The organism is Streptomyces sp. RK62 (assembly GCF_018070255.1).
Lineage (GTDB): Bacteria > Actinomycetota > Actinomycetes > Streptomycetales > Streptomycetaceae > Streptomyces > Streptomyces nigra.
This window is the reverse complement of the sequence record NZ_JAGPYD010000008.1, coordinates 370,502-384,635: the sequence shown is the minus strand read 5'-3', so window position 1 is coordinate 384,635 and position 14,134 is coordinate 370,502. Positions and strand designations below refer to the sequence as shown.

Sequence of the window (14,134 nt, the reverse complement as noted above, 5' to 3'; positions counted from 1 at the left end):
GGGGCGCCGGGGGGGGGCGGTGGGGAGCCGGGGGCGGGCCGGGGTGATCCCGAGGGGGCGTGCGTCTTCACGATGTGCACATGTAGAATCTGTAATTCCGCTACATCGCCCCCGGTAGGCGGCTTATGCTCAGATCACTCTGCACGAGAGCTTCACATTCGGAGCAGCAGGGTTCGCATGCCATACCGAGGGGGGACGCGGCAGCCGTTCCACCGCACCGGGGTGGGGGTGGACCTCGCGTGGGACCGCGAGGGACGCACCGGTGGGTGGAACGGCTGCCGTGCGTACGGTCAGGAGGGGACGGAGGCGGCTCAGGCCTGACCCGTCTCGAAGCGGGAGATCCGCCCGTCGTCCTCGACCTCGAAGTGCCAGCGGGTCCGCATCTCGCCATACGTGTCGTTGCGGTACGAGGCGACGAGGTCGCGGCCCCGGTTGGACTCGTTGTCGACCTCCAGGTGCCCGTTGGAGGAGAAGATCTCCCGGTCCACCCAGTCGGTCAGATCGCGGTCGGTGCCGTCGTCGGCCATGGTCGCGCCGGGCGCGAGGACGCCCATGAAGGCGTCGCGGTCATGGGCGTTGACCGCCGCGACGAAGGCACGGACCGTGGGGTCGCTGAGCTTGGACGTCTGAATGGTCATACCCGCAGCGTCACACCGGCCCCACCGCCCCGCCACCCGAACGGCGCCGAGGCAAGGCGGGCGGGTGCTCCCGGTGTCACGGTGGAAGGGCGGGAGGTCCCCGCCGGGCCCTGTCCCTGTTGATCTGTCTCCGGGAGTCGCTGTGAGTTCTTTCAACCGACACGATCTGGGCCTGCTGCTGCTCCGGCTGGGAGCCGGCGGCGTCCTGATGGCGCACGGCACGCAGAAGCTGTTCGGCTGGTTCGGCGGCCACGGCATCGAGGGCACCGGCCAGTTCATGGAGTCGATCGGCTACAAGCCGGGCAAGGCCAGCGCGACCGCGTCCGGCCTCGCGGAGACCGGCGGCGGCGCCCTGCTGGCCCTCGGCCTCGCCACCCCCGCCGCGGGCGCGGCGGCGGCCGGCGGCATGGCGGGCGCGGCCGCGGTGCACGCCCCGAACGGCTTCTTCAACCAGGAGGGCGGCTACGAGCACGCCGCCATGCTGGGCCTCGCCGCGACGAGCCTCGCGATCACGGGCCCCGGCCGGCTCTCCCTCGACCACGCGCTGAAACACGTCCTGGACCGCGGCTGGATGGTCCCCACGGCGCTCGGCGTGACGGCGGCGGCGACCGCGCTGGTGGTGGGCGCCCGCAACCGGCGGCTCGACCGCCCGGACAAGGACGGCGAGTTCGCGGACCAGGAGAAGCTGTTCGAGGAGTGAACCGGGGGCCGGTACCGCACGTGTGCGGTGCCTAAGCTGCCCGCATGACGACCGACGAGGCCACCGCCGACCTGTGGAACGACGTCGACGCCCTGTGGGCGTGGCTGGAGACCGGGCAACCGCACGGCGGCACGGAGGGCCTGCTGCTGCGGATGCTGAAGCTGTCGGAGGAGGTCGGCGAGGTCGCCCAGGCGGTCATCGGGGCGACCGGCCAGAACCCGCGCAAGGGCGTCACCCACACCTGGGACGACGTGCAGTCGGAACTGTGCGACGTGGTGATCACGGCCCTGGTCGCCCTGCGCACGCTGACGCCGGACGCACGCGAGGTGTTCACGCGGCACCTGGCACGGGTGGCGGAACGGTCACTGGGGGCGGGGGGTAGGGGTTCGGGGGCGTAGGGGTTTCGGGTGCGCGGGGTTCCGCGGGCGTAGGGGTTTCGGGTGCGTGTCGCCGTATCGCCGTATCGCCCCCTGCCCCGCCCCCGGAGGGAACCCGCTCAGCTCCAGGGCGTGGCCACCAGCCGGATCCTGGCTCCGTCGCCGACCAGGGGAACGGCGCTCTCGGGGAGCGGGATGTGGGCGACCCAGCGGCCAGGGGTGGGGTCCTCGTCGGACCGGGGCGCGCCGGCGACGCGATGGTCGCGGATGGCGCCCTCGATCTCCGAGTTCCACGCGGCCCAGATGCCGGACCCGGCGTCCGGGGTGCCGACGTCGATGACGAGGGTGTCGGAGAAGTCGGCGGTGCGCTCGATGTGGTCGCCGAGGCTGAGGATGCCGCGGCGCTCGCGCAGCGACAGCAGCCGCAGCATGAGGACGAACCGCATCGGCTCGCCGGTCGTCTGACGCAGCCGGCTGTTGAGAAAGGTGGCCGCGAGCGGGACGGAGGCGGCGTCGGCGCCCGTGTCGGCCACCGGCGGGTCGAGCTGGACGGGGCACCAGTGGGCGGCCAGCCGTTCGTGCATGACGACGGGCAGCCCGCGCACCGACAACCGTGTCTCGGCCTGCCACACGAGGTCGTCGTCATCGGGCAGCCGGTGCCCGACCAGCGACGCCTCGATCCGGGTGTCACCGAACAGGAACCGCCGCAGATTCTGGTACCCCTCCTCGGAGTTGACCATCCCGTACCGCCCGCTGTGGCTGCGGTGCACATACGCCCGGTGCGCCTTCGGCACATACGCCCGCTCGATCTGCACGAGCCCGTCGCTGTGCGGCCCGACGGCGGCGGAGGACAGCCCGAAGGCGACGTCGTAGTCGGCGGGATCGGTGCCGACGAGGCAGAAGACCCGCTCCAGCGGCAGCGCCCCGGGCCCCTCAGGCATCTGGCGGGCGTCCCACCCCTCGGGCGGCCCGCCGGGATCGAACTCGGCCTGCGGCGTCAGGTACTCGTACATCCGCCGGGGCCCGAAGATGTCGGCGCCCTGGATCCCGACGGCGTCCCGGACCCGCTCCAGCCAGCCGCCCCCGAGGTCGAAGGCGATACCGCCGTGCGGGGTGCCGTAGGTGAAGAACTTCCCGATGCACTCGGCGGCGTCGCGCCCCCGGTCCGGCAGCACCTTCTGCAGCAGGCACCGGCAGATCAGCCCGCCCATGGAGTGGGCGACGAGGTGGACGGCGGGGGCGCCGGTCTTCTCCCGCAGCCGGTCGACGAGGTCGAGCAGATCGGCGGCGGCGCTCTCCAGCCGGTACTCCTCGGGCCGGCCGCCCCAGGTGCTGGAGGACCGGTCGTAGAAGCGGTGCACCCACAGGGAGTTGGCGGGCACCTGCGCGTGCTCGGCGAGGTAGGTCTCCTGACTCCCCCGCACCAGCAGCTCGTACCCCTCCTCACGGATCAGCCGCAGCAAGGGGCTCTCGAACTGATGGAACAACGGCTGGTTGTGCGCCCCGACCCGGACATGCGTGGACCCCTCGTTGAACCCGTAGAAGGGATCACCGACGGCCTTGTCGATCCCCGACGTCCCTCCGGCGAAGCCACGGACGTAGACAAGGGGAAGACGGCGGGGGTCGTCCACGGCAGCCTCCAGGAGACGGTCAGGTCTCCTGGGTAACCGAAGCCGGGGGCCCGCGCCCGTCGGGACCACCCGTGGGGGTGAAGCGGCCCTACGCTGTCCGATGCCGCAGCGCAGCCGCTTCGAGGAGACAGACACCGCATGACGCACCCCCCGCACCCGGCCCCCGAGGTGGCCGAGGTGACAGCCCGCAGCCGCTCCGCACGCACCCGGCACATAGCCCTGCGGGCCACCCTGGGCACCGCATTGACAGCCCTGCCCTTCACCCTCATCAACGCGGGCGTCCCGAACACCTTTCTGACGGTCCTCCCGCTCGTACCGGGCCTCTTCGTGCTGTTCCTCCTTCTCCTCCAGGTCCGCCACGGCCGCCGCCTCCACGTGTGCGAACGCGTCCTGCGCACGTACCCCCTGGAGTACCGCGACCGAGTGGACCGGCGCGGCTCCGACTGGCTGCTCCTCGGCACGGTCCACACGGTGAAGCTGCCGATCCGGGGCCGGCACGGAGCCCCGACGATGCGCGCCCTGAACGCCTCGATGACCCGCCGCTGGCCCGGAGGCACGGAAGCCGGCGCCTGGTTCGCGGGCGACCCGGCCTTCGGCGGCGTCCTGATCGTCCCGGGCTCGAACGACATGCTCTTCCTTCAGCCCGCGAAGTGGGGCGAGTACGAGGCCGAACGCGCGGCCGCCGACCCGGCACGCCGAGCGATGGCCACGGAGGCGGGCATCGCCGGCCTGCTGGAGAAGGAACCGAACACGATCGTGGCACTGGGCGGCTGAGCCGAGGACCGGCCGGACCGCAGTCGCCTCACACCGGCGAGAGCGCGGACCGAGGGAACACATTTCCTTCACTGCAGTGCGCAACCATTTCCACATCCGGAGAGTCCGCATCTACACGCAGCTCCCCCCTTCCCACCCTGTTCCTCGAGCGAGACCACGTTGATCGACAGCACCACCATCCAGCGGAACGGGCACACGCCCGTCCCGTCCACCCCATCGGAGATACGCGCCGAACGCCGTCGTCTGATCGAGGCGATACGCGCCCTCCGTCGCCTCCTCGACAAGCGGCACGCGTTCGAGGTCGCCGACGTCCGTCGACTGAACCGCGAGGCACGGGAACGCAGTCGCGCGGAAGCCGCCCACGGCAAGTCCCTGCAGCGCATCGCCGAGAAGCAGGCACGCCAGGAGGGCTCCCTCACCCGCAAGGTGACGGGCCTCGACGGCAAACGTGACCACAAGGAGAGGCAGGCCCTGGCCGTCCTGCGCCGTGAGTCGGTCCAGCGCACACTGAACAGCACCCGTCTCACCGCCAGCCAGGTGAACGGCATCGGCCATGGACTGATCCGTGACCTGGCGGCCAAGGGCATCACCACGGCTGCCGACTTCAAACGAGTCAGCTGGGGCAAGGCGCCCAACGGCAAGGGCGGCGAGGTCCTCTACATCCACCGCACCCGCGGGGGCAAGGTCCACATCAACGGCATCGGCGAACACCGGGGTCGCCCTCTGATGGAGTGGCGCAGGTCGGCCGTGGCCCGCGCCGAAGCCCTCGCCCCGCACAAGCTTCCCCCGGACGAGCGCCATCGCATCGCGGAGATCATCGAGGCCGAGCGCACGCGGCTGCGCAACGAACTGGCCGAGGTACCGCGCGCAGCGGAGGCCGCGCGCACGGAGGCCGTACGGCTCCACAGCGAGATCCTGACACGCCTCACGGCAGCCGAACGCGAGGCCGCCGACCGCACTGCCGAGCGCCGGGCCGAGTTCGACGCGATGGCGGAACAACTCCTCGAACTGCAGGCGGCCCTGTCGGCCCACATGGATCAGCACGGTGACGCCGGCCGCCGCATCCGCCGGGCCCAGACCCGCGCGCTCCGGCCGGTGACATCCCTGCCCGCGATCCCATCTCCCCGGCAACCGGTCGCCCCCACCAAGAAGGCCGCCCCGCCTGCCGGCTCCCGCGCCGGACTCGGCTGGCTGCTGCCCATTCTCTACTTCGGTTTCACGACCGTCGTCGGCGTCGGCGAGTTGGGGGAGAACACCGCTCCCGGATGGCTGATGATCGCGTCCCGGCTTTTCGCACTCGCTGCCACCGCGGAACTCCTCCGCCTGTGGATCCCCCGCAGGCGCTGGCGGACGGCAGGACGGATGCCCTCCGGAACCGGCTGGCAGGCACTCGGCGTCTTCCTCGCACTCGCCGCAGCGGGCATGTTCGCCGACGAGAACTCGGACGTGTTCGTACCGGCCTGTGTGGTCTCCGTCCTCGCTGCGCTCCTCCTCATAGCCGGCACCGGCCTTCGCACGAGCCCTGGGCACACGGGGACCGGAAGTCGCTGAAGGACCGCAGACGAGGACCGAGCAGGCACGCGTGTTCGCGGCGTACGCGAACACCGCCGGCACGTCCGATGCCTCGAAGGGGCGGGCATAGTACCGAGTCTCCATCGGATCATCACATCTCGTTGACAGTGCTTACGTCTCATCGTCAAGCTTGAGACGTCAACAAGGTGCACCAGCAGCACGTTTGGCCTCATCCGCCGACCCGGCAACCGACACGGTCGACTCCTGCCGGTACACGTGGCGCAGGGGCCGCAGGGGGGAAATCGTGCCCATCTTCATACCGGTCGTCCTCATCGGCGTCGGGGTGGCGACCGGAGGAAGTGGAGGCGCTCTCATGGGCAAAAGCCTCCTCGACCTCAAGCGGGCGCGACACCGGAGCAAGGAGGCCGGCCAGGCCTACGAACTGCGCCGGGCTCAGGCCGAGGAGGCCCTGGCCGCGACGAACGGCCGCCTCGAAGCTCTGGGGGAGCAACAGAAGCAGGCGCTCATGGACGTCGTCGTCCGCATGGCCGACTTCCTGCGCCGCCATGAGCGCCAGGTACGCGAGAGCGAGCGGCTGCTGGTGGACGGCGTAGATGCCACCATGGGGCAGGTTCCCGGGCTTCGCAGCCTCGATGTCGATACGGCGACGTGGATCGGCGGGGCTCTCGGGTCCGCGGCGGCGGGCGCCGGCGCAGGTATCGGTGTCACGGCGGCGGCGAGCAGCTTCGGCGTGGCGAGCACCGGTGCGGCCATCTCCGGGTTGTCGGGTGCCGCGGCCGAGAGTGCGCTGCTCGCCTTCCTGGGCGGTGGGTCGCTCGCATCCGGTGGCGGCGGCATGGCCCTGGGAGGCGCGGCGCTCAACATCGTCGTCGCAGGCCCTGCGTTGCTCGTCGGCGGACTGGTCTTCAAGGGCCAGACCACGAAGAAGGTCACCCAGGCGAAGAAGTACGAAGCGGACGTCGCCGTGGCGATCGCCGAACTCGACAAGACGGACGCGCTCCTGAAGAGTGTCGACACCCGCACCGCGGAGCTGCGCGGGCTCCTCACCGGCCTCACCACTCGGGCGCTCGAGGCGCTGGACCTCCTGGAGTCCGAGCCGTTCGATTCACTGCGGCACGCAGCGCGCTTCCAGCGGACCATGACGCTGGTGATGGCGGTCCGCGACGTGGCGGCGGCTCCCATCGTCGACGCTGATGGCGAGTTGGACGAGCGCGTCGGCAATCTCACCATCAGGTACAGGCCGTTGATCGAGGAGACCCAGGATGACTGACCGGCCCAAGGTGCACGTAGGCAAGGTGGTCACGGCGGCCCGAGCCTCCGCTCAGGTGAAGGACGTCTTCGACGCGCTGAGCCAGATCGTCGACGCCACCCGTGAGTGCATCCACATCCACGAGGTCGAGAGCAGCAGGAGAGCCCGGATCCAGGCCTACGAGGCCACCGAGGTCGCCCGGATCAGGGCCGCTGAAGCCGTCCTCAAGGACTACTTCACACAGGCGTTCGCCGAACGACGCAATCTCTACGAGGAGATGTTCGTCCGGCTGGACAGAGCACTCGAAGAGGAGAACGGCGAGGTACTGCACGCCGTCGTGCGCGGGATCGTCGACATCGCCAAGAGCTCCCCGCTGGCGGACATGGGCGACCTCTCCCAGATCCGGGCGGCGCTGGACGACCCGGATCAGGTGTGGGAGTTCTGACCGCACCACGCCAGAGGTCCGGTGAGCTCGAGCAGGCGTCTCGCGCAAGATCATCCGGCGAATCTGAGGGTGTTCTGGCAGGTCGTGACCTGGGCGGCAGACGAGTCGGGCTGTACGCCGGGTTCTGTTCCCCGGTTCCCTCGCGGGAGCCGGGGCGACGGCCATCCATCTAGGGCCGGTGTTGCCACCGGCCTCGTGCGGTCTACCCGCGGACTCGGGCGGGCCGCCCTCGATCGTCCGCGCAGAGCGCCTGTTACAGCGCTCCTCTTGACCTTGCTCCGGGTGGGGTTTACCTAGCTGCCTGAGTCACCCCAGGCACTGGTGGTCTCTTACACCACCGTTTCACCCTTACCCGGCACCTGAGTGCCGGGCGGTTTGCTTTCTGTGGCACTGTCCCGCGGGTCACCCCGGGTGGCCGTTAGCCACCACCCTGCCCTGTGGAGCCCGGACGTTCCTCGGGGAGCCCCCTGAGGGACTCCACGCGGCCGCCCGCCCGGCTCGTCTGCCGTGTCGACCATGGTACCGGGCGGTCGGGGCGGCCGTCGCCGGGCGGTGTCAGAGCAGGTCCGTCGTCTCCAGTTCGAATGCGAAGGGGGCGGGGAGGGCGAGGGGCTTGCCGAGCGGGCGGGTGCAGTGCCCTCGGTAATCGTCCTGCGCCGGATCGCTGAACAGCGTGATCGAGCCCGCTTCACGATCGACGAGCAGATAGAGCGGGATACCGCCACGGGCGTAAGAGCGCCGCTTGGCTTCCCGATCGGCTCTGGGTTTGGTCGACGTCACCTCGAGCACCATGCTCACGCCGTCGCACGGCATCCATGGGTCCGCACCTCGGTACAGGCGCCTTTCCCTGGGGGCGAATGTGGCGTCGGGGATCACCCGGTCCCTCGGGGAACCCTCTCCGCTCCGCAGCACCAACCCTTTGGTCCCGGCGAACTGCATCTTCGTCCGGGAGCGCAGGATCACCTGCTCCACGATCAACCCGATGCAGTCCTCGTGATCCCCGTCCGGCGGCGGCGTCACAACGATCTCCCCCTCGACCAGCTCGGCCCGGAAACCCTCCGGAGTGTCCAGGGCGAGAAAGCCCTCCAGCAGGACGTCTTCCTGTGTGAGCGGCTCGTGGGCCATGGCGGTCATGTCACGCCCCTCCTTCTGTCGCCCGTCAGACTGGGACATCGGAAGATCACCTGTCCGGGAGATCGGAAACCGTTCCCTCGATCGTGGCACAGCCCCCGCCCCGCCGTCCCTTGACCCTGCCGCGACGTCAACGTCTCTACTGGTCCCATGCGGATCGGAGAACTCGCCGCCGCGGTCGGCGTCACCACGCGGGCCGTGCGGCACTACCACCATCAGGGACTGCTGCCGGAGCCGGAGCGGCGGGCCAACGGGTATCGGGACTACACCCTGCGGCATGCCGTCGTACTGGCGCGGATCCGGCGGCTGACGGAGTTGGGGCTGGGGCTCGCGGAGGTGCGGGACGTGCTGGCCGAGGACGCCGGGAAGGACCTCGTCGAGGTGCTGGGCGAGCTCGACGCGGACCTCGCCCGGCAGGAGGCAGCCATACGGGAGCGGCGGGCGCGGCTGAAGGCCCTGTTGGACATGGAGGGCGGGCTGCCCGCCGAGGGGCCCGTGTCGCCCCGGCTGGCGGCGCTGTTCCGGGACATGTCCCAGGTCACCGACTCCCCGATGGCCGCCAAGGACCGTGAGCTGCTCGCCCTCATCGAGACCGCGGCGGGGGACGAGACCGGCGAGGCCGTCATGGCCGCGCTGGGCGACGCGCTCGCCGTGCCGGGTGGGCAGGAGCGGGCCCTCGCCGCCTACGCCCTGCTCGACGACCTCGCCGACGCCGATCCGGCCGATCCCCGGGTGGACGAGGCGGCCCGTGCCCTCGTGGAGTGTCTGCCCCGCGGGGTGCTTCCGGAGACGCTCGAGATCGACTCCGGTGACAGCTTTCTGCGGGCCTTCTACGCCGACTTTCCGCCCGCCCAGGCCGAGGCCGTCCGGCGGGCGCTGGCGCTGATCATGGAGCAGGGGTGAGGGCCGTCGCCGCCTTGGTGCGGCATGAGCTGCGGCTGCTGGTCAGCATCGGGTTGTGGGTGGCCCGTCGGCGGCACGGGGTGCGGGGCGGGGTCGCGTTCCCCTACGCGCGGGGGCAGGGGGTGATGCTGCTCGGCTTCGGGTTCGTGGTCGTGATCGAGTCGGTGATGATGTCCGTGCTGCTGCGCGGCCATCCGGTCGTGCGGGGGGTGTGGTTCGCGGTCGACGTCTACACGCTGGTGCTCGTGCTCGGGATGCATGCCGCTTCCGTCGTACGGCCTCATGTGCTCGGCTCCGGCGTGCTGCGGGTCCGGCAGGCCGGGCATGTCGATCTGCGGATACCGGTGGACCGTGTCGCGCGGGTGCGGCGTGAGCTGCGGACCACCCACGCGGCCGCCGAGGGCGAGCTGAATCTGGCCGTCGGCTCGCAGACCACGGTGACGCTGGAACTCGCGGAGCCCGTCGTCCACACCGGTCTCCTCGGGCGGCGGCGCGAGGTGCGGCTGGTCCGGCTGTACGCCGAGGACGCCGCCGGGCTCGTCGGCGCCCTCACGCCGGCTCGAACCGCACCTTCGCCCTCTCCGGGTCGGCCTCCGTCACGCGGACTCGTAGAGGGTCGCCCAGGGGCAGCGGAGTAGGGCCGTCGATGCGGCCGATCACCGCCGGGGCGTGGAGCTGGACCACGCCCGTCGTCGGGCGGTGCTCGTCCACGTCGACCACGCAGGCCTCGAACTCCTCCCCCACCCGGTCCTTGAGCACCGCCGCCTCCACGAGGTCGACGCACTCCCGTTCCACCGTGCCCGCGCGCCGGGCGCCCTCGGTCATACGGGCGCTGAGGGTGTCGAGGGCCTCCAGGACCCAGTCGGGGACGGGGTCCCCCGCGGTGGCCGCCAGGCAGATCTCCGAGGCGTAGCGGTCGACCAGGCGGCGCAGGGGGGCCGTGCAGTGGGCGTACGGGGCTGCCACGGCGGCGTGGGTGGTCAGGGCGGGCAGGGCGCCGTCGCGGAACGGTGTGTAGCCGGCGCCCCGCAGCAGGGTCGTGCACTCCTGGAGGAAGGCCGCGTGGTGCGGGCGGTGCGGGTCGAGGGAGCGGACCAGCGCGGCGTACGACACATGGTGCGGCCAGTCGATGTGCAGGGCGCGGGCCGTACGGCGCAGCCGGCCGACCGCGCCGTCGGGGGCGGCCGGCAGGGTGCGCAGGATTCCGGTGCCGTGGGCCAGCATCAGCTCGGCGGCGGCCATGCCGGTGAGCAGGGAGAGCTGGGCGTTCCAGCCGTCGGCGGGATGCGGCGCCCGGTAGGCCAGCTCATATGTGTGGTCGTGCTCGACGATCTCCTGCTCGGGGACGTTCAGCGAGATGCCGCCGCGTTCCAGCTCCAGGCGCTCGCGCAGTTCCCCGATCTCCTTCAGCAGGGCCAGGGGTTCCTCGGCGGTCCCCGCGTCGATCTGCCGCTGTACGCCCGCGTAGTCCAGCTTGGCCCGGCTGCGGACCAGGGCGCGGTGGACGTCGACGGCGACCGTACGGCCCTCCGCGTCGAGCTCGATCGTCCAGAGGACGGCGGGGCGGTCCCGGTCCGGCAGCAGGCTCGCGGCGTCCTCGCTGAGCACCTCGGGATGCAGCGGGATACGCATGTCCGGGAAGTAGAGGGTCGTCACCCGCCGGTGCGCCTCCCGGTCCAGCGCGCCCGACGGTACGACGAAGGCGGCGACGTCGGCGATGGCGTACCGGACGCGGTAGCCGGTGCCCCGCCGGGACAGGTGCAGGGCCTGGTCGAGGTCGGTGGAGGTCGGCGGGTCGATGGTGAGGAAGGGGATGTCGGTGGCGTCGCGCGCCGGGAGGACGGGGGCCTTCGCGGCGCGCTCGGCCTCGGCCAGGACCTCGGGCGGGAAGCCCGCCGGGACGTCGAGCCGGGTGCGCAGCGCGGTGAGGGCGGCGCGCAGGGGGGCCTCGGGGGCGCCGGTCACGCGGATGTGGCGGCGGGGCATGAGTCGAGCGTAGGGCGAGGGAGGCCGGTGGGCACGCCGTACGCTGGGCGGGGTTCGATCGTGAGGAGTCGTTGTGCTTGTCCTGCTGCCGCCGTCCGAAGGCAAGGCGTCGTCCGGTCGCGGTGCGCCGCTGAAGCCGGAGTCGCTGTCCCTGCCGGGGCTCGGCGAGGCCCGTGAGGCCGTGCTGACGGAGCTGGTCGACCTGTGCGCGGCCGACGAGGACAAGGCGCGGGACGTGCTCGGGCTGAGCGAGGGGCTGCGCGGCGAGGTCGCCAAGAACGCCGCCCTGCGCACGGCCGGGGCCCGGCCCGCCGGGGAGATCTACACCGGTGTGCTCTACGACGCGCTCGGCCTCGCCTCCCTGGATTCGGCGGCGAAGCGGCGGGCGGCCAGGTCGCTGCTGGTGTTCTCGGGGCTCTGGGGTGCCGTCCGGGTCACCGACCGCATCCCGTCCTACCGCTGCTCGATGGGCGTGAAGCTGCCGGGGCTCGGCGCGCTCGCGGGGCACTGGCGGGCGCCGATGGCCGAGGTGCTGCAGGAGGCGGCCGGGACCGGGCTCGTACTGGATCTGCGCTCGGCGGCGTACGCGGCGGCCTGGAAGCCGAAGGGCGAGGTGGCCGGGCGGACGGCGACGGTACGGGTGCTGCACGCGCCGACCCGGAAGGTCGTCAGCCACTTCAACAAGGCCACCAAGGGCCGGATCGTGCGCAGCCTGCTGACGGACGGGGCAGCGCCGAAGGACCCGGCGGAGCTGGTCGAGGCGCTGCGGGATCTCGGGTACGAGGTGGAGGCGCAGGCGCCCGCCGGGGCCGGGAAGCCGTGGGCGCTTGATGTGCTCGTGGACGAGGTTCACTAGGCCCACAGGGCCGCTCTATTGCATCCTGCGCAACGCGCTTTGCGCAGGATGCTCGCGCTCGGCAGGATGTGCGCCATGACATCGGTCCTGGATCTCGCGCCCGTCGTCCCCGTGGTCGTGGTGGACGACCCCTCCGACGCCATCCCGCTGGCCCGGGCGCTGGTCGCGGGCGGGCTGCGCGCCATCGAGGTGACCCTGCGGACGCCGGGCGCGCTCGACGCGATCCGGGCGATAGCGGACGCGGTGCCGGAGGCCGTCGTCGGGGCCGGCACCGTGCTCACGCCCGAGCAGGTGAGGCGGTCGGTGGAGGCGGGGGCGCGGTTCCTGGTCAGCCCCGGCTGGACGGACTCCCTGCTCGACGCCATGCGGGCGTCCGGGGTGCCGTATCTGCCGGGGGTGTCGACGGCGTCCGAGGTGCTGGCGCTGCTGGAGCGCGGGGTGCGGGAGCTGAAGTTCTTCCCGGCCGAGGCGGCGGGCGGCACGGCCTACCTCAAGTCGCTGTACGGGCCACTCCCCCAGGTGCGCTTCTGCCCGACGGGCGGCATCGGGCCCGGCTCGGCCCCCGACTATCTCGCACTGCCCAACGTGACCTGTGTGGGCGGCAGTTGGATGCTTCCCGCGGACGCGGTGGCCGCGCGGGACTGGGCGCGGGTCGAGACGCTGGCGCGCGAGGCGGCCGGTCTCGGGCGGTCAGCCGCGCAGGTGTGAGGTGTCGTTGAAGAGCCGCACGCTCGCGTTGCCGTCCGCGTAGTACGCGATCGCGGAGAGCGAGGCCGCCGACAGCTCCATACGGAACAGGGACTCCGCCGGCGCGCCCAGGGCCAGGCGCACGAGCGTCTTGATCGGCGTGACGTGGGTGACGAGCAGGACCGTACGGCCCGCGTACGCCGCGATCAGCTTGTCGCGGGCGGCGGCGACCCGTTCCGCCGTCGCCGCGAAGCTCTCGCCGCCGCCGGTGGGGCGGGCCTCCGGGTCGGCCAGCCAGGCGGTCAGGTCGCCGGGGTACCGCTCGCGGACCTCGCCGAAGGTGAGGCCCTCCCAGGCGCCGAAGTCGGTCTCGCGCAGGCCCTCCTCGACGGTGACGTCCAGGCCGAGGCGGGCGGCGACGATCCCGGCGGTCTCCCGGGTGCGGGCGAGCGGCGAGGACACGATCGCCTGGACGGTGCCGCGCCGGGCGAGGGCGGCGCCCACGCGCTCGGCCTGCTCCCGGCCGGCGGCGGACAGGGCCGGGTCGCTGCCGCCGCTGCCGGAGAACCGCTTCTGCGGGGTGAGCGGCGTCTCGCCGTGCCGCAGCAGCACGAAGGTGGCGGGCGCGCCCATGTCGGCGGGAGCCCACCCGGACGAGAGGGCGGCAGCGGTCGTACCGGCGCCCTCGGCGACGGTCGTACGGGTGCCCTCAGCCGCCGTAGGAGCGTGACCGCCGGCGGCACTGGCGGCCTTCGCGTCGGCCGCCTCCAGCTCCGCCGTGGAGTCCGCCGCGCTCCACCGCTCCCCGCGCTTCCCGGCGTCCATCGCCTCGTTGGCGAGCCGGTCGGCGTGCTTGTTCTGCTCGCGCGGGATCCACTCGTACGTCACCTGGGCGGGCGGGAAGACGCGCGCCGCCTCGAACGCCAGCGGCTTCATGTCGGGGTGCTTGATCTTCCAGCGGCCCGACATCTGCTCGATGACGAGCTTGGAGTCCATGCGGACGTGGACCGTGGCCGTCGGGTCCAGCTCGTGCGCGGCGCGGAGCCCGGCGATCAGGCCCCGGTACTCGGCGACGTTGTTGGTGGCGACACCGATGTACTCGGCCCGCTCGGCCAGCGTCTCCCCCGTCGCCGCGTCGATCACGACCGCGCCGTAGCCCGCGGGTCCCGGGTTGCCCCGCGACCCGCCGTCGGCCTCGACGATGAACTCCCGCACGCCACGGCT

At 72.0% G+C, this 14,134-nt stretch carries 15 protein-coding genes and 1 other RNA gene; 10 read left to right on the top strand and 6 right to left on the bottom strand.

The features are described 5' to 3' along the window. Nucleotides 1-311: 311 nt before the first annotated feature. Nucleotides 312-638 (bottom strand): hypothetical protein, encoded by a 327-nt coding sequence (locus tag KBY32_RS18170; RefSeq protein WP_055620683.1) that lies wholly within the window; start codon nucleotides 636-638, stop codon nucleotides 312-314. Nucleotides 639-780: 142 nt separating this feature from the next. Here KBY32_RS18170 and KBY32_RS18165 point away from each other — a divergent pair, with 142 nt between their 5' ends. Both KBY32_RS18165 and KBY32_RS18160 read left to right on the top strand, forming a co-directional pair. Then, on the top strand, nucleotides 781-1,338 hold the full coding sequence (locus KBY32_RS18165) for a DoxX family protein (protein ID WP_210980766.1): 558 nt from the start codon (nucleotides 781-783) through the stop codon (nucleotides 1,336-1,338). 44 nt (nucleotides 1,339-1,382) lie between these two features. Next, nucleotides 1,383-1,736: a MazG-like family protein gene (locus KBY32_RS18160; protein ID WP_115508923.1), complete on the top strand. Its 354-nt coding sequence runs from the start codon at nucleotides 1,383-1,385 to the stop codon at nucleotides 1,734-1,736. Nucleotides 1,737-1,834: 98 nt separating this feature from the next. Here the strand turns inward: KBY32_RS18160 and KBY32_RS18155 are convergent, their stop codons facing one another. Continuing rightward, entirely contained in the window at nucleotides 1,835-3,346 is a 1,512-nt protein-coding gene (locus tag KBY32_RS18155) for a triacylglycerol lipase (protein WP_210980765.1), read from the bottom strand. A gap of 138 nt (nucleotides 3,347-3,484) precedes the next feature. Here KBY32_RS18155 and KBY32_RS18150 point away from each other — a divergent pair, with 138 nt between their 5' ends. The 4 genes from KBY32_RS18150 to KBY32_RS18135 all read left to right on the top strand — a co-directional run bounded on the left by KBY32_RS18150 (nucleotide 3,485) and on the right by KBY32_RS18135 (nucleotide 7,347). Then, the gene (locus KBY32_RS18150; RefSeq protein WP_210980764.1) at nucleotides 3,485-4,120 is read left to right on the top strand and encodes a hypothetical protein; all 636 of its coding nucleotides are present in this window, start codon (nucleotides 3,485-3,487) and stop codon (nucleotides 4,118-4,120) included. A gap of 159 nt (nucleotides 4,121-4,279) precedes the next feature. Continuing rightward, the gene (locus KBY32_RS18145) at nucleotides 4,280-5,671 is read left to right on the top strand and encodes a hypothetical protein (RefSeq protein WP_210980763.1); all 1,392 of its coding nucleotides are present in this window, start codon (nucleotides 4,280-4,282) and stop codon (nucleotides 5,669-5,671) included. Between the two features lie 334 nt (nucleotides 5,672-6,005). Then, the gene (locus KBY32_RS18140; RefSeq protein ID WP_247689594.1) at nucleotides 6,006-6,923 is read left to right on the top strand and encodes a hypothetical protein; all 918 of its coding nucleotides are present in this window, start codon (nucleotides 6,006-6,008) and stop codon (nucleotides 6,921-6,923) included. After that, entirely contained in the window at nucleotides 6,916-7,347 is a 432-nt protein-coding gene (locus KBY32_RS18135; RefSeq protein ID WP_247689593.1) for a hypothetical protein, read from the top strand. Before KBY32_RS18140 ends, KBY32_RS18135 begins: the two co-directional genes overlap by 8 nt. Before the next feature lie 97 nt (nucleotides 7,348-7,444). Here KBY32_RS18135 and rnpB read toward each other — a convergent pair. Next, nucleotides 7,445-7,848: RNase P RNA component class A (rnpB, locus tag KBY32_RS18130), an RNA gene on the bottom strand. 54 nt (nucleotides 7,849-7,902) lie between these two features. Then, nucleotides 7,903-8,481, bottom strand: coding sequence for a Uma2 family endonuclease (locus tag KBY32_RS18125; RefSeq protein ID WP_210980762.1), 579 nt, complete (start codon nucleotides 8,479-8,481; stop codon nucleotides 7,903-7,905). Between the two features lie 147 nt (nucleotides 8,482-8,628). Here KBY32_RS18125 and KBY32_RS18120 point away from each other — a divergent pair, with 147 nt between their 5' ends. Further along, nucleotides 8,629-9,381: a MerR family transcriptional regulator gene (locus KBY32_RS18120; protein WP_210980761.1), complete on the top strand. Its 753-nt coding sequence runs from the start codon at nucleotides 8,629-8,631 to the stop codon at nucleotides 9,379-9,381. Further along, nucleotides 9,378-10,019 (top strand): hypothetical protein, encoded by a 642-nt coding sequence (locus tag KBY32_RS18115; RefSeq protein WP_210980760.1) that lies wholly within the window; start codon nucleotides 9,378-9,380, stop codon nucleotides 10,017-10,019. Before KBY32_RS18120 ends, KBY32_RS18115 begins: the two co-directional genes overlap by 4 nt. On the opposite strand, the gene KBY32_RS18110 is transcribed toward KBY32_RS18115, so the two are convergent. Further along, a complete protein-coding gene (locus KBY32_RS18110; protein ID WP_210980759.1) occupies nucleotides 9,931-11,367 on the bottom strand; it encodes an RNB domain-containing ribonuclease in 1,437 nt (478 codons plus the stop codon). The two genes, KBY32_RS18115 and KBY32_RS18110, sit on opposite strands and share 89 nt — an antisense overlap. Before the next feature lie 73 nt (nucleotides 11,368-11,440). On the opposite strand from KBY32_RS18110, the gene yaaA reads away from it, so the two are divergent. After that, complete coding sequence (yaaA, locus tag KBY32_RS18105) at nucleotides 11,441-12,223, top strand: peroxide stress protein YaaA (protein WP_210980758.1); 783 nt, start codon at nucleotides 11,441-11,443, stop codon at nucleotides 12,221-12,223. A gap of 75 nt (nucleotides 12,224-12,298) precedes the next feature. After that, nucleotides 12,299-12,931: a bifunctional 4-hydroxy-2-oxoglutarate aldolase/2-dehydro-3-deoxy-phosphogluconate aldolase gene (locus tag KBY32_RS18100; protein WP_210980757.1), complete on the top strand. Its 633-nt coding sequence runs from the start codon at nucleotides 12,299-12,301 to the stop codon at nucleotides 12,929-12,931. On the opposite strand, the gene KBY32_RS18095 is transcribed toward KBY32_RS18100, so the two are convergent. Then, nucleotides 12,914-14,125, bottom strand: coding sequence for a bifunctional RNase H/acid phosphatase (locus KBY32_RS18095; RefSeq protein WP_210980756.1), 1,212 nt, complete (start codon nucleotides 14,123-14,125; stop codon nucleotides 12,914-12,916). The genes KBY32_RS18100 and KBY32_RS18095 overlap by 18 nt on opposite strands. Nucleotides 14,126-14,134: the final 9 nt, after the last annotated feature.

What these genes read in the sequence shown, in the direction of transcription:
- KBY32_RS18140 (WP_247689594.1), top strand. Translation starts at nt 6,006, where the DNA reads ATGGGCAAAAGCCTCCTCGACCTCAAGCGGGCGCGACACCGGAGCAAG.
- KBY32_RS18170 (WP_055620683.1), bottom strand. Translation starts at nt 638, where the DNA reads ATGACCATTCAGACGTCCAAGCTCAGCGACCCCACGGTCCGTGCCTTC.
- KBY32_RS18120 (WP_210980761.1), top strand. Translation starts at nt 8,629, where the DNA reads ATGCGGATCGGAGAACTCGCCGCCGCGGTCGGCGTCACCACGCGGGCC.
- KBY32_RS18125 (WP_210980762.1), bottom strand. Translation starts at nt 8,481, where the DNA reads ATGACCGCCATGGCCCACGAGCCGCTCACACAGGAAGACGTCCTGCTG.
- KBY32_RS18160 (WP_115508923.1), top strand. Translation starts at nt 1,383, where the DNA reads ATGACGACCGACGAGGCCACCGCCGACCTGTGGAACGACGTCGACGCC.
- KBY32_RS18110 (WP_210980759.1), bottom strand. Translation starts at nt 11,367, where the DNA reads ATGCCCCGCCGCCACATCCGCGTGACCGGCGCCCCCGAGGCCCCCCTG.
- KBY32_RS18150 (WP_210980764.1), top strand. Translation starts at nt 3,485, where the DNA reads ATGACGCACCCCCCGCACCCGGCCCCCGAGGTGGCCGAGGTGACAGCC.
- KBY32_RS18100 (WP_210980757.1), top strand. Translation starts at nt 12,299, where the DNA reads ATGACATCGGTCCTGGATCTCGCGCCCGTCGTCCCCGTGGTCGTGGTG.
- KBY32_RS18135 (WP_247689593.1), top strand. Translation starts at nt 6,916, where the DNA reads ATGACTGACCGGCCCAAGGTGCACGTAGGCAAGGTGGTCACGGCGGCC.